This window comes from Staphylococcus sp. GDY8P119P (assembly GCF_017892075.1).
In the GTDB taxonomy this organism is placed as follows: Bacteria; Bacillota; Bacilli; order Staphylococcales; family Staphylococcaceae; genus Staphylococcus; species Staphylococcus ureilyticus.
This window is the reverse complement of the sequence record NZ_JAESKJ010000008.1, coordinates 78964-91877: the sequence shown is the minus strand read 5'-3', so window position 1 is coordinate 91877 and position 12914 is coordinate 78964. Positions and strand designations below refer to the sequence as shown.

Here is a 12914-nt window from a genome sequence, read left to right as displayed (position 1 = left end):
TAAGATGAATATCCTTAGTCAAAACTAAGATTTCAATCATCATATTCGGAATAGACATTCCTTATCTTTATTCAATATGCTGCACACTAGCTAAAAACTCAATTGTTTCTTTACTTTCTTGTCTTCTTTCTTTACGGCGCTTAACCCTCGCTAATGCTGTTTCATGAAACCAGTTTTCAGTTTTTGATTCTGGATACACTTGTGGTACATTTGATGGTTTACCTTCATTGTCCAGTGCAACAAAAGTCAAAAAACTCAGCGCTGCTAGGTGCCTTTCATTTTTCAAAACATCCTCAATTGTAATTTGTACACATACTTCCATTGATGATGTACCTGCATATGACACCATTGCCTCATATGAAACGATATCGCCCGTTTTAATTGGCTTTAAAAAATCAACAGAATCTGTAGATGCCGTAACAACTTGTGCGTTACTATGCTTCATTGCTGTAATTGCTGCTATTTCATCAATGTTAGCCATCAACATTCCACCGAACATCGTATGATGATGATTCGTATCTTGCGGAAATACTTGTCTTGCTTTAACACTTCTCGATTCAGACATCGATTTCATTTTAGTAGTTCCCATAATATATTCCTTCCCTTTTTTAAACTTAAGCAAATATAAATTAGGAGTGGGACAGAAATCTATTTTTATTAAAAAGATTTCGCCGTCCCACCCCGAAAATGATGATTTTAATTGAAAAATATCTAATGATTAAACTATTTTTATTTTAAAATGATTAATTAGCCCAATTACCATTTTCAAAAATCAGTTCTTGCTCGCCACTTGCTGTGATTCCATAAATCGTTAAATCAGAACTACCAATCATAAAGTCGACATGGACCAGTGAATCGTTTAATCCATGTGCTAATTTTTCTTCAGTAGTCATCGTTGTGCCACCTTCAATATTAAAGCCATAAGCTGAACCTAATGCAATATGACAAGAGGCATTTTCATCAAATAGCGTATTATAAAATATTGTATTCCGATTAGAAATTGGGGAATCGTCTGGTACTAAAGCCACTTCACCCAAGTGTTTGGCTCCTTCGTCTGTATTCAGTAAATCACGTAGTACTTCTTCACCTTGTTCGGCTTTAAAGTCTACTACTTCACCGTCTTTAAATGTAAGTGTAAATCCATCAATAATATTACCGTTATGGCTTAATGGTAATTTATTCGTTACATATCCATTCACTTTCAATCGATGCGGTGCTGTGAATACTTCTTCTGTCGGAATATTAGCAACAAATGCTTGACCATTCTCTGTATAACTCGTTGCATCTTCCCAAATATGCCCTTCTGGAAGACCAATTTTTAGATCAGTTCCTTCAGAGATATAATGCAAAGCCTCATAGCTTTTACGTTGCAATTTATCTGCATGTTTACTTAAATTTGCAATATGCTTTTCCCAATTTACCACTGGATCATTTCCGTCTACACGTACAATGTCTAGGACTTCATCAATAAATTTTTCATATGCTGCTTCTACAGTTAATTCTGGGTATACACGTGCTGCCCACGCTTTTGATGGAAATGCAGCTACACACCAAGGAAATTGATTTTTCTGACTTGCTTCCATATAACCTTTATATGCTGTAGCGTATTGTCTTTGGAACGTGGCTAATTTATCACTATCTATACCATTTAATAAATCTGGATCCTGAGTAATTAATGCTAGATTTGCTGCACCACGGTTAACATAATCCATGCGTTTAGCTACCTCGTATGTCTTAACTTCATTTTTTTCAAAATGTTCAACTGTTTCATTTTCAAATTTAAGACGTGCTAAACGATCATCACTATACTCTACTTTCACATCTGAAGCCCCTCTTTTATATGCTGCTTCAACTATGTAATGTGTCAATTCTAAAGCATCTACGCTTGAACGGATGAATACTGGTTGGCCTTCTTGTACGTTCATGCCAATGCCTGCTAATAATTCAGCGTACTGTTTCATTTTATGTTGTAATTGCCCCATATTTAAACTCTCCCTTATTTACGAATTTGTCCAAGCGCATCTGCAATTGCTGAAGCTTCACTTGGCGTAAATGAGGCTTTCGAAGTTACATAATCATATACCTCTTTTACTTCTTGCGCATCAGCAGATTTATATTTTTCGGGATTGATTAAACTTTGATTAACTAGATTTAAACGATCACGAATTTCTTCAATCATTTCTTCGTTATTTTTAGTCACAACTCTCACCTCTTTTTAATTTATTTTATCAAATTTGCTAACCTTGTAAAACTTTTATCATAATTCCTCTTTAGAAATGATTAAAAAAACATTAAAATGGGAAATAGGATTATATAATTTGGAGGTCAATATATGATTACAGTTGCATTTGTTTGTTTAGGAAATATTTGTCGCTCACCTATGGCAGAAGCTATAATGCGCCAAAGATTAAAAGATAGAAGTATCGATGGTATAGAAGTCACTTCAAGAGGTACAGGTAAATGGAATCTTGGTCAATCACCTCACGAAGGGACACAAAAAATATTAACTGAACATCATATTCCATTTGATGGGATGATTAGTGAACTATTTGATTCTAACGACGACTTTGATTATATTATTGCTATGGATCAAAGCAACGTTGATGATATTCAAAGTATTAATCCAAATATTAAAGGAAAATTATTTAAATTGTTAGATTTCAGTGATATGACTGAAACTGATGTACCAGATCCTTATTATACAAACAATTTCGAAGGCGTGTATAAAATGGTACAATCGTCTTGTGATAATTTAATTGATTTCATTATTAAAGATGCTAATTTAAGAGAGGGGTAACAACATCATGCAAAACAAATTAATTCCAGGTATATTATTAGGTGCTGTAATAGGAGGCGCAGCAACACTTGCTGACAAATCTACACGCCAATCATTAAAACAATCAATTAAAGATATTAAAGAAGGTAATCGTTCACAAAAGCCTTCAGCATTTTCTAACATTAAAGATGAAGTTTCATATTGGAAAGATGCAATTGAAGAAATTAGACGTAATAATCCTGAGTTAGAACGTTCTTTAAAAGATGCAAAGGATACATTTGTTGAACGCAAAAATAATCGTTTGAAAAATTAAGGAACAGCTTTACTAATGAACATTATAAATGTTTATCTATTTCATATTTATAAATTGAAGTGAATCGTCAAAGATGACTAGCAGAAATATAACATAGTCAACTTAGCCGGGGGTGGGAATTGGAAATCAACTTGTTAGTTATGATTTCTTTCCTACCCTCTTTATTTTTGATTTATTATCTGATATTTTATTTCTCAAAAGATACTTTATTTCAAAAGAATGTGGCAACACATATTTACCTTTAATAGATTTTACAGTATATTAAACTGTATACGTAAAATATCAGTACACAAGGAGATTTGATATGTCTAAAAATGAAAAAACATCTTCTAATTTTCTGAATGAAACTAAAGAAGTTGAAGAACAAAAGAACAAAAAAGATAAGCACGAACAAATTGAACGTGATCGCATATACATAACACCAAATGAATTCAAATCGAAATCACCAAAAAAAGATAATCAAGAATTTTTTGTCTCACGTATCAATAAACCAGCAAAATATACTAAAGATTCAAATTTTTTCTCTTATTTAGTATATAGAATAGGAAAAGACGATGCATCAGGATTATCAGCACAATTATCCTATTATTTTATGCTGTCACTATTTCCTATGTTACTTTTCTTGTTATCTATTGTGCCATATCTCGGTATTAAACAAGGTTCAATTAGAAGCATGATTAAGGAACATGTACCACAAGATTACGCACCACAAGTATCATCTATTATCGGTGATATTATGGACAATGCTAGTGGTGGCTTACTATCTATTGGGTTAATCGCAGCATTATGGTCTGCATCCAACGGTATGACTGCATTAATGAATTCGTTCAATGTCGCATATGATGTTGAAGATAGTAGAAACTTTGTAGTTTCTAAACTATATAGCGTGTTATTCACATTAGCAATGATAATCGTAATGCCAGTTGCGCTTGTTTTACCTACATTTGGTCAACAAATTGGCGATCTATTATTTGGGCCTATTGGACTTGGTGAACAAGTGAAATGGGTATTTGATACAGTACGTTTTGTATTGCCCGTTATTGTCGTTCTAATTGCATTTATGGTTTTATACACATTAGCGCCAAATGTTAAAATTAAAATGCTTTCAGTTATACCTGGTGCTATTTTTGCAACTATCGTATTTTTAGGCGGCTCTTATTTATTTGGTATTTATATTTCAAACTTTGCTAATTATTCTAAAACATATGGCAGTATTGCCGGTATCATTATATTAATGCTATGGCTTTATATCACTGGTTTTATCATCATCATTGGTGCTGAAATCAATGCTATTATGCATCAAAGAAAAGTTGTTGCAGGTAAGACACCAGAAGAAATTACCATTGATCAACTTGAAGAAGAAAAAAATAATGATGTAAATGAAACGACTTAATTTTCTTTATATATAAATTTAAAAAGCTAAAACCTAGGCACACATTATTTGCTTAGGTTTTAGCTTTTTTTATTGTATTAAATTATGTTGAAATGCATAAATTACAGCTTGAGTTCTATCTTGTACTTCTAATTTACTCAACACGTTACTGACATGTGTTTTAACTGTTTTGATTGTAATATGTGAAGCACTAGCAATTTCCTGATTTGAGTAACCTTTAGCGATTAATAATAATATCTCCATCTCACGTTCAGTTAACATCTCATATAATTCAGCGCGTTGTTTCATACGATTCCTCATCTTAACCAACACTTCTGCTTCAAACACAGATTCATCACGATATGTTTTACGTATCGCTTCGGCGATATCGCTGGCACTTGTCGTTTTTAAAATATAACTATCTACACCAGAATCTAAAGCACGGTATACTTCATTATCTTCAATATAACTGGTTAGCATAACAACTTTAATGTGTGGCAAATCTTTCTTGATTTGTTCTGTAGCTTCTACACCATCCATATCATCCATGAGTAAGTCCATTAAAATTAAATCAGGCTTAAGTTCATGTGCTTTTTCAATTGCATCTTTCCCCGATTGCCCTTCTCCGACTACTTCTATATCTGGTTGAGTAGATAAATAACTAGAAATACCAATTCTGACCATTTCATGATCATCAACAAATAATACTTTAATCGGCATACGAATCCTCCTTATTTAATGGGGCTTTGACTTCAATCCGTGTTCCTGAATCTGGCAGTGATACTATATGAAATGTTGCGCCAATTTCAAGTGCTCGTTCACGCATATTTTTTAACCCATAGCTTTGTTCTACCTTATCATCAACGTTAAAGCCTTTACCATCATCTTGTATACGTAATAATAAATATTCTTCTCTATTAAACAATTCAATTGTAACTTTTGTACCTTTTGAATGTCTTAATGTATTTGAAATTGCTTCTTGTGTAATTCTAAACAAATGATCTTCAATGCCTTTAGGAACGTCGAAATCTTCAATATCATGTACGACTTTCATTGGCACTTTTTTCTGTAGATCAACCACTAAATCTTTGATACCTTGGCCAAGTGATTTATCCTTCAAGCCAATTGGTCTTAAATGTAATAGCAAGGCGCGCATTTCTAATTGTGAATCTTGGACCATTTTTTCCAATACTGGAATTTGTTGATCTAAAGGTGCTTTCAAATCAGTTTCTTTAATGGCAGAGAGCATCATGCTTGCTGCAAATAGTTGCTGGCTTACGGAATCATGTAACTCACGAGCCAGTCTTTGCCTTTCATCTTCAATTATTTTTTTAACTTTCACATCGTTCATATTATATGATTCATTCGTTAAATTTTGTGTTTTTAAACGTAATTTATGAACTTCTTGATTGAGCGGTACAAGTGTTTGATATAATTCAATTGTTTCATTATATAATTCTATATTCTGGTCGTTGATACCAACTGTTTGTCCTTCAATAGAACGCTCAATTTGATCTTGTAACCAATGATTTTGTTGGTTGATTTTATATGCTAATACTGAGCCAACTATGATGCATAGTAATATAACTAATAAATTAATAAATAGTAAAACTGGAATACCAAAGATTTGTGTATAAATCATACCTTGAAAATATATAATATTCACAAATACTTTATCTATAAAAAACATAGCGAAAAATGTACTATAAACTAATATCAACATCGACCCTATTGCTCTTATGTAGTGATTCATTTATAAATCACCTCAACATCTCCTATGAATGTTGACAAATAGACATTAACAGCATAATTATCTTCTTTTGTTTCTTCACTAACTTTAATATTGTTGTTTTCAACTTTATATGATGTTTCATTGACGTATGCATTGCCATAAAGTGCTGAAAAATGTAATTTTATATTGTAATTTAAAGGCACAATAATTTGCACTTTACCTAAAAAATGTCTGATTACTACCGTATTATGTTCTCTAATATTAGCAGCTTTAGACATATCTATATGAATATCACCAATACCATGCTGTATTTGTAAATCTTCCCATTTATAAACATAAATAGGTGTACGTTGCTCACCAAACCACTTTTGTTTAATAAATTCTGGAGATTCAACTGCCTCTTCTGTCGCAATAATTTTCAACGGTTTAAATCTATAAAAGATATATCTCACTATTAACACAATTAAAAATATAAATAATATAATAATCGTGTATTTATTGGATAATAAAGTAAAAGCAATAAGTAATACCCCTATCCAAAATGACAATAAACCTCGTATTTTATGAAAATATAAATATCCTACATAAACCAATATACAGCCTAATAATAATACAAAAATAAAGCCAATTTTTTCAAAGAAAATATAGTAGAAATTAGCTATTATCATTAATGCTGTAAACACAATCAACATCTCAGTTGATATATATTTATGAGTCATGTTTCGCCACCTTTCTTCAAGCGACTAAACTAATTTGTTCGATTAAATCAAATTCTGTTTCAACATTTACTTTTTCTTTAGCTTGTTGTGATAAATCGGCTACAATACGTGCGTAGTCTGCTTCCATTTCATTCAAATCATTTTTAATTTTTTCTATATCATAGTGCTCAATTTCCTGTGCACATTCAATATCAGATTCATCTAAAATGTCGATATATTTATTTTCTAAAGATAATGTTAAATGATCTATTAGCCTAGCTACATAAGTTTTTCTTTCAAACAGATAATTTATGTACATTTCTATACTTCTTAATTTTTTATCAAGATATTGTCTATACTCAATTAAGCTTGAATAAAAGGTTTGTTTGGTCATTTTTTCTAAATAAGTCGTAATATAATTCATAGAATCACCTCATGATTGATTAGATTCTATTATAAAAAATATCCGGAACCATTAGTATAGGCTCCGGAACCATCTTATATTAGGACTTTAGACCGAAACTTATTCTAATCTATTTTAGTAGTTAAAACTGGTCCTTCTTTCGTTACTATAACGGTATGTTCAATTTGAGCAACAAAGCTTTTATCTTGCGTTTCAAAAGCCCATTCATTTTTACCTTCTGTAACAAATGTTGCTTTTGAAGAAATAAATGGCTCAACAGCAATTACAGTGCCTTCTTTGAGCAATGTTTTATCTTTTGGATCATAATAATTCATCACATGGCTTGGAGATTCATGTAATGACTGACCTACACCATGACCTGTTAAATTTTTAATCACAGTTAAATCATTTTTACGTGCCGTCGCGTGGACTGCTTTACCAATTTGACTTAGCTTCGCACCAGGCTTGATTTTGGTCATAGCTGCATCAAATGCTTCTAATGCAACATCACAAACTTTTTGTTTCAATGGATTATCCGCTTCACCAACTACAAATGAAATCCCTGTGTCCGCATAATAGCCATTTTTCAAGGCAGAAACATCAATATTTACTAAGTCGCCTTCACGAATTTTTCGTTTTCCAGGAATACCATGTGCCACTTCTTCATTTACGCTGATACAAGTTTGGCCTGGAAAGTTTTCGTCATGAATTGGCGCTGAAATAGCTCCATGTGCTTCAAATAAATCTTTTGCAATATCATCAAGTTCTTTTGTAGTAATACCAGGTTTAGTAGCTTCTTGCATTTTGTCTCTGACAAGTGCACAAATGTATCCAATATCTTTTAGTGCTGTTAATTCTTCTTCTGTTTTTACAATCATTTTATCCCGTTCCTTTTTGTAAATTATATTCCTTCTTATTATAGCAGACTTTTTTTGATATAATAAATTAGAAAATTTTTATCATATATAGTTTAACATTTTAACGAAGTAATGACATAACCAGTTTTACAATTCTGGTTAAATCATTAAACGTTTATTTATATAGGAGTTTTAATATGAATGATTCTTGGTATAAAAATATTGTTGGTGCACGTACAATAAAAACAGGTTTAGCTACATTTTTAACTGCTCTTTTTTGTTTAGCCTTAAATTTAAACCCAATTTTCGCTATATTAACAGCTATAGTCACAATTGAACCAACCGCTAAGGCTTCATTAATAAAAGGGTATAGAAGACTTCCTGCTACAATTATTGGTGCATTATTTGCCGTGATTTTCACTTTTATTTTTGGTGATCAATCTGCTTTTGCCTATGCATTTAGTGCAACATTCACCATTATTTTATGTACAAAATTGAACTTACAAGTTGGTACTACTGTAGCAACATTAACCGCAATGGCTATGATCCCTGGTATACATGATGCTTATTATTTTAATTTCTTTTCCAGACTATTAACAGCTATTATTGGATTAGTAACAGCTGGATTAGTAAACTTTATTGTCTTACCACCCAAATATTATGATCAACTGGATGATGCTATTAATTTAACAGAAGAAAAAATGTATGCACTATTTCATAAGCGTATACGCCAACTAGTTGTTGGTAAATTTTATAATGGATCGACCAATCAACAACTTGCCACTTTATTAAATTTAAATCAAAAAGTCGAAACGTTGCTTTCTTATCAAAAAGACGAACTCAGTTATCATAAACATCATCATTCAGAATGGATTCGTTTAAAGTCTTTAACTACACGTACACATACAAATCGCTTATTCATAACACACCTATCTAACTTAGTTTATTTGCCAAAAGACACGCAGGTTACTTTTACTAAAGAAGAGCAACTTGCTATGCTGAATATTGCTGACAGTATAAATAATATACATAGTACCGGATATTTTTGAACGTCATCCTGAATCAGCGTCATTACTTAAATCCACGGTCAAAGGTTTAGATGAGTTTGATAAAAACCAATTAAAAAGTCATATTGTCTATGAAATACTATTAATTTATAGAATTTTAAATAGTCGATTTGCTTAAAGAATAACATTAAATACGTAACATAAAAAATAGCCTAGGCTATTTTTTATGTTTTAATAAAGTCGAAATTCTATTTTTTCTGTTGAGAAACGCGTTCAATAATGACTTTCTTAGCTGCTTCTTCCTCAGTATTATCTAATTCTTTCGGTTCGAATACAATGCCTTTGCGTTCACACGCTTTTTCTAATAGATAGTCTGTAATTTCATGGTTTTTAGGTAGTATGGGTCCATGTAAATACGTACCTAATAAATTCTTGTAATGAATACCTTCTTTGGCATCGTCATCATTATTACCAAAACCATGCGTAACTTCTCCCAAAGTCCCGAAATTATGATAAGTACGTCCCCCATGATTTTCAAATCCAACTATTGTGCCAAAAGTATTACTTTCGATTACAATATCTCCTGTCAAACGATCTTTTTTAGATTCTGTATAAAAATCTAAAATATTTAAACCGTCTAATTCTGTACCATCTGGCGTAACGTATTTACGTCCTAAAAATTGGTAACCACCGCACACAGTTAGACCGGGTAAGCCATCTTCAATCGCATCTTTCAACTTGCTTTTAATTTTAGTTAATTCTTGTGTAGCTAATGCTTGTTCTCTGTCACTACCGCCACCAATAAAAAAGATATCACATTCATCGAAAGTAACATTTTCTGTCTGATTAATATCTACTACCTTTAGTTCGATATTACGGCGTTTAGCACGTTGTTTAAGTGCAATGATATTTCCTATATCACTATATAAATTTAATTTATCGGGCATAAAGTGATAGACCGTCAACTCATTCATTTTACTTTGTCCTCCTCAAAAGAGTGGTTCAATTGCTTTAACATAGGGGAAAGTGAAGTATAGTTAGGTATTGCTACAGTAAAGCTATTTGTATATTCCATTGTTTTCGCAGTCGCTTTGTAGATATCACTTTCTAATATGATCGGTACATTAATCTCTGCAAGTTTTAATCTTAATTGTAGCTCTTCCGCTCGTGAACCTGTAACTATAATAGCTTCTATTTGTTGATTCACTAATTTTTCAAAATCAGCATCGTAAATCCAAGATGTGTCACGTCCGTCCGCAGCATAATCATTTAAACTGATAACATAAACTTTATTCCCTTCTATTCGATCACCGACCGAGAGACTTGCATTCATACCGGCAGGGTTTTTTGCTAGATTGATCATAGCTTCTTTGGTACCCTTTTTAAAATACTGCATTCTGCCATTATCAGAAGTATAAGTTTCAAACCCTTTTCGAATTGACGCATCATTTAATCCAAGTTCTCTGAGCACGGTATAAGCAGCAATTGCATTATATGCATTAAAATCGCCTGCAATTTTCATATTAAATGTTGTAGTACCAACATTTAAGTTAAGAAATGGAGTTAAATCAAATTGAGATACTTCATATTTTGTTTTTTCTCGTTTAAAACCACATTCACAATAATAATGGCCTAATTGGTTATAATGAATATAATCATAATGTAATAAACGACCACAATTAGGACAATATCTACTTTCATTCATAGAACTTTGTTCAAAATCATGCGCATGCTTTTTCATACCATAATAAGTAACAGTATCACTTGCTATCTTTAATCTACTAACAAAAGGATCGTCGGCATTTAATAATAATTTTATACCTTTATTATCAATTGCTTTTGCAATATTATTTACCATAATATCGATTTCCCCAAATCGATCCATTTGGTCACGAAAGAAATTAGTGACGACCATCATTGTAGGTGTAACTTCGTTTAGTACTCTTGGTATAGAACCTTCATCAATTTCAATAACTGCAATTTTAGTATTTTTTTTAAGTTGCAAAATAAAAGCTGATGTAATTCCAGCAGCCATATTTGCACCTTCATTATTATGTATGATTTCAATTTGGTTTGCTTTTAACGTATGACCTATTAAATTTGATGTAGTCGTTTTCCCATTTGTACCACTTATAAATACAATCTCATCAACATGAGATGCTAATTCTCTTAAAATATTTTTATCCACTCTTCTAGCGACTTGACCTGGTAAGTCTGTTCCTTTTTTCCCAACAGTACGACTTACTTGTCTTGCCAATCTCGCTAGGCGTGTTGCAGTCCATTGTCTCATCTACTTCCTCCTCTACTATTCACTCAAATATTATAACACGATTAAGTTGTATTCCAAACAATTCTCAATGCAAATATATATATCAACCTCCCAGATTAGAATAATTATTATTTACGAATGAGAATAAATTTGCTATACTAATAAAAAATGATACATGGAGGCTTTGACTTATGTTGAATAAAGAATTATTAGATGCATTAAATGAACAAATGAATCACGAATATTTTGCTGCACACGCCTATATGGCAATGGCTGCATATTGTGATAGCAAATCCTACGAAGGCTTTGCTAATTTCTATATCCAGCAAGCAAAAGAAGAAAGATTTCATGGTAAGAAAATTTATGATTACATCAATGATCGTGGTGAACAAGCAATCTTTAATTCGATACCAGCACCTAAATCCGAATTCACAAGTATCTTAGAAACCTTTGAAGATGGCTTAGCTCAAGAACAAGACGTAACACGCAGATTTTATAACTTATCTGATTTAGCTAATAAAGATAAAGATTATGCTACGATTTCATTTTTAAATTGGTTCCTAGATGAACAAGTCGAAGAAGAATCAATGTTTGATACACATATTGATTACTTAAAACGTATCGGTGATGATAGTAATACTTTATATTTATATGAGAAAGAATTAGCCTCACGTTCATTTAATGAAGATGAAGCATAGAGTTAGTGTGGTAACTCACTACTTATTTCTATATAGTTATTAATAACTATACAAAAGCATGCCAATGATGTTGGCATGCTTTTTAAGTATTTATGAGTCAGCAGCAAAGACTAGCAGGTGCAACTATTTGTATCATTGAGTTTTACTCACTTGACTTCGAAAAGAGAATTATATAAAGTCATAACATATTCTATAAGAGAAAGGATTCTTGCTTGATGACAGCTAATGCTTATATTGCTTTAGATTTTGAAACTGCAAATGGAAAAAGAACGAGTATATGTTCAGTGGGAATGGTCAAAGTGATCAATCATCAAATTACAGAATCTTTTTACACACTAGTTAATCCAAATGACTATTTTTCAAAACAAAACATTGCAGTTCATGGTATTAATCCAAATGATGTGAAAGATGCACCGACATTTGAGTCAGTATATCCATATATGATGCAATTCATTGATGGTTTACCAGTAGTTGCTCATAACGCAGCTTTTGATATGAATGTGTTGTATGACAGTATTAAACAAATTGGACAAGAAACGCCAACAATTACTTATTTTTGTTCACTACAACTGTCTAGAAAAACAATAAATAGTCATCGTTATGGGTTGAGCCACATGATGCATTATTACAATCTAGATTTTCATGGTCATCACGATGCTTTAAATGATGCGAAAGCATGTGCAATGATTACCTTTAGACTATTACAACACTATGATGATTTAAACAGTATGTTATCAATATTTGGTAAACAGTTAAAAGATAAAGATTAATGGATTTAAAATCAGTCTA

At 31.8% G+C, this 12914-nt stretch carries 15 protein-coding genes and 1 pseudogene; 6 read left to right on the top strand and 10 right to left on the bottom strand.

Annotated elements, in window-relative coordinates:
* Positions 1 to 67: 67 nt before the first annotated feature.
* The 3 genes from KA830_RS10790 to KA830_RS10780 all read right to left on the bottom strand — a co-directional run bounded on the left by KA830_RS10790 (position 68) and on the right by KA830_RS10780 (position 2200).
* The gene (locus tag KA830_RS10790; protein WP_046207947.1) at positions 68 to 589 is read right to left on the bottom strand and encodes an acyl-CoA thioesterase; all 522 of its coding nucleotides are present in this window, start codon (positions 587 to 589) and stop codon (positions 68 to 70) included.
* 154 nt (positions 590 to 743) lie between these two features.
* Positions 744 to 1982, bottom strand: coding sequence for an aminopeptidase (locus tag KA830_RS10785; RefSeq protein WP_046207948.1), 1239 nt, complete (start codon positions 1980 to 1982; stop codon positions 744 to 746).
* Between the two features lie 14 nt (positions 1983 to 1996).
* Positions 1997 to 2200: a DUF1128 family protein gene (locus KA830_RS10780; protein WP_046207949.1), complete on the bottom strand. Its 204-nt coding sequence runs from the start codon at positions 2198 to 2200 to the stop codon at positions 1997 to 1999.
* Between the two features lie 132 nt (positions 2201 to 2332).
* Here KA830_RS10780 and KA830_RS10775 point away from each other — a divergent pair, with 132 nt between their 5' ends.
* From KA830_RS10775 to KA830_RS10765, 3 genes are all read left to right on the top strand, one after another.
* Positions 2333 to 2797, top strand: a complete 465-nt coding sequence (locus tag KA830_RS10775) for a low molecular weight protein-tyrosine-phosphatase (protein ID WP_046207950.1) — start codon at positions 2333 to 2335, stop codon at positions 2795 to 2797.
* 7 nt (positions 2798 to 2804) lie between these two features.
* On the top strand, positions 2805 to 3089 hold the full coding sequence (locus KA830_RS10770) for a YtxH domain-containing protein (RefSeq protein ID WP_046207951.1): 285 nt from the start codon (positions 2805 to 2807) through the stop codon (positions 3087 to 3089).
* Between the two features lie 304 nt (positions 3090 to 3393).
* Positions 3394 to 4482, top strand: coding sequence for a YihY/virulence factor BrkB family protein (locus KA830_RS10765; protein ID WP_046207952.1), 1089 nt, complete (start codon positions 3394 to 3396; stop codon positions 4480 to 4482).
* 69 nt (positions 4483 to 4551) lie between these two features.
* Here KA830_RS10765 and vraR read toward each other — a convergent pair whose 3' ends face one another.
* From vraR to map, 5 genes are all read right to left on the bottom strand, one after another.
* A complete protein-coding gene (vraR, locus tag KA830_RS10760) occupies positions 4552 to 5181 on the bottom strand; it encodes a response regulator transcription factor VraR (protein WP_019469616.1) in 630 nt (209 codons plus the stop codon).
* Positions 5171 to 6214, bottom strand: a complete 1044-nt coding sequence (vraS, locus tag KA830_RS10755; protein ID WP_046207953.1) for a sensor histidine kinase VraS — start codon at positions 6212 to 6214, stop codon at positions 5171 to 5173. The genes vraR and vraS overlap by 11 nt, the downstream gene beginning before the upstream one ends.
* Entirely contained in the window at positions 6211 to 6912 is a 702-nt protein-coding gene (vraT, locus tag KA830_RS10750; protein WP_073345877.1) for a cell wall-active antibiotics response protein VraT, read from the bottom strand. Before vraT ends, vraS begins: the two co-directional genes overlap by 4 nt.
* A gap of 16 nt (positions 6913 to 6928) precedes the next feature.
* Entirely contained in the window at positions 6929 to 7315 is a 387-nt protein-coding gene (locus tag KA830_RS10745; RefSeq protein WP_210134248.1) for a hypothetical protein, read from the bottom strand.
* A 104-nt stretch (positions 7316 to 7419) separates the two neighbouring features.
* On the bottom strand, positions 7420 to 8172 hold the full coding sequence (gene map, locus KA830_RS10740) for a type I methionyl aminopeptidase (protein WP_046207955.1): 753 nt from the start codon (positions 8170 to 8172) through the stop codon (positions 7420 to 7422).
* Positions 8173 to 8348: 176 nt separating this feature from the next.
* Here map and KA830_RS10735 point away from each other — a divergent pair.
* Positions 8349 to 9336 (top strand): annotated as a pseudogene (locus KA830_RS10735) (FUSC family protein).
* 70 nt (positions 9337 to 9406) lie between these two features.
* On the opposite strand, the gene gatD reads toward KA830_RS10735, so the two are convergent.
* Complete coding sequence (gene gatD, locus KA830_RS10730; protein WP_064209718.1) at positions 9407 to 10132, bottom strand: lipid II isoglutaminyl synthase subunit GatD; 726 nt, start codon at positions 10130 to 10132, stop codon at positions 9407 to 9409.
* On the bottom strand, positions 10129 to 11448 hold the full coding sequence (gene murT, locus KA830_RS10725) for a lipid II isoglutaminyl synthase subunit MurT (protein WP_046207958.1): 1320 nt from the start codon (positions 11446 to 11448) through the stop codon (positions 10129 to 10131). The genes gatD and murT overlap by 4 nt, the downstream gene beginning before the upstream one ends.
* Positions 11449 to 11618: 170 nt before the next feature.
* Between murT and KA830_RS10720 the strand changes: the two genes are divergently transcribed.
* On the top strand, positions 11619 to 12125 hold the full coding sequence (locus KA830_RS10720; protein ID WP_046207959.1) for a ferritin: 507 nt from the start codon (positions 11619 to 11621) through the stop codon (positions 12123 to 12125).
* A gap of 215 nt (positions 12126 to 12340) precedes the next feature.
* The gene (locus KA830_RS10715) at positions 12341 to 12895 is read left to right on the top strand and encodes a 3'-5' exonuclease (RefSeq protein ID WP_046207960.1); all 555 of its coding nucleotides are present in this window, start codon (positions 12341 to 12343) and stop codon (positions 12893 to 12895) included.
* The last annotated feature ends 19 nt before the right edge of the window (positions 12896 to 12914 follow it).

Excerpts from the sequence above, each read along its gene's own strand:
- KA830_RS10790 (WP_046207947.1), bottom strand. The coding sequence starts at position 589 with ATGGGAACTACTAAAATGAAATCGATGTCTGAATCGAGAAGTGTTAAA.
- KA830_RS10785 (WP_046207948.1), bottom strand. The coding sequence starts at position 1,982 with ATGGGGCAATTACAACATAAAATGAAACAGTACGCTGAATTATTAGCA.
- KA830_RS10775 (WP_046207950.1), top strand. The coding sequence starts at position 2,333 with ATGATTACAGTTGCATTTGTTTGTTTAGGAAATATTTGTCGCTCACCT.
- KA830_RS10770 (WP_046207951.1), top strand. The coding sequence starts at position 2,805 with ATGCAAAACAAATTAATTCCAGGTATATTATTAGGTGCTGTAATAGGA.
- KA830_RS10765 (WP_046207952.1), top strand. The coding sequence starts at position 3,394 with ATGTCTAAAAATGAAAAAACATCTTCTAATTTTCTGAATGAAACTAAA.
- vraR (WP_019469616.1), bottom strand. The coding sequence starts at position 5,181 with ATGCCGATTAAAGTATTATTTGTTGATGATCATGAAATGGTCAGAATT.
- vraS (WP_046207953.1), bottom strand. The coding sequence starts at position 6,214 with ATGAATCACTACATAAGAGCAATAGGGTCGATGTTGATATTAGTTTAT.
- vraT (WP_073345877.1), bottom strand. The coding sequence starts at position 6,912 with ATGACTCATAAATATATATCAACTGAGATGTTGATTGTGTTTACAGCA.
- KA830_RS10745 (WP_210134248.1), bottom strand. The coding sequence starts at position 7,315 with ATGAATTATATTACGACTTATTTAGAAAAAATGACCAAACAAACCTTT.
- map (WP_046207955.1), bottom strand. The coding sequence starts at position 8,172 with ATGATTGTAAAAACAGAAGAAGAATTAACAGCACTAAAAGATATTGGA.
- gatD (WP_064209718.1), bottom strand. The coding sequence starts at position 10,132 with ATGAATGAGTTGACGGTCTATCACTTTATGCCCGATAAATTAAATTTA.
- murT (WP_046207958.1), bottom strand. The coding sequence starts at position 11,448 with ATGAGACAATGGACTGCAACACGCCTAGCGAGATTGGCAAGACAAGTA.
- KA830_RS10720 (WP_046207959.1), top strand. The coding sequence starts at position 11,619 with ATGTTGAATAAAGAATTATTAGATGCATTAAATGAACAAATGAATCAC.
- KA830_RS10715 (WP_046207960.1), top strand. The coding sequence starts at position 12,341 with ATGACAGCTAATGCTTATATTGCTTTAGATTTTGAAACTGCAAATGGA.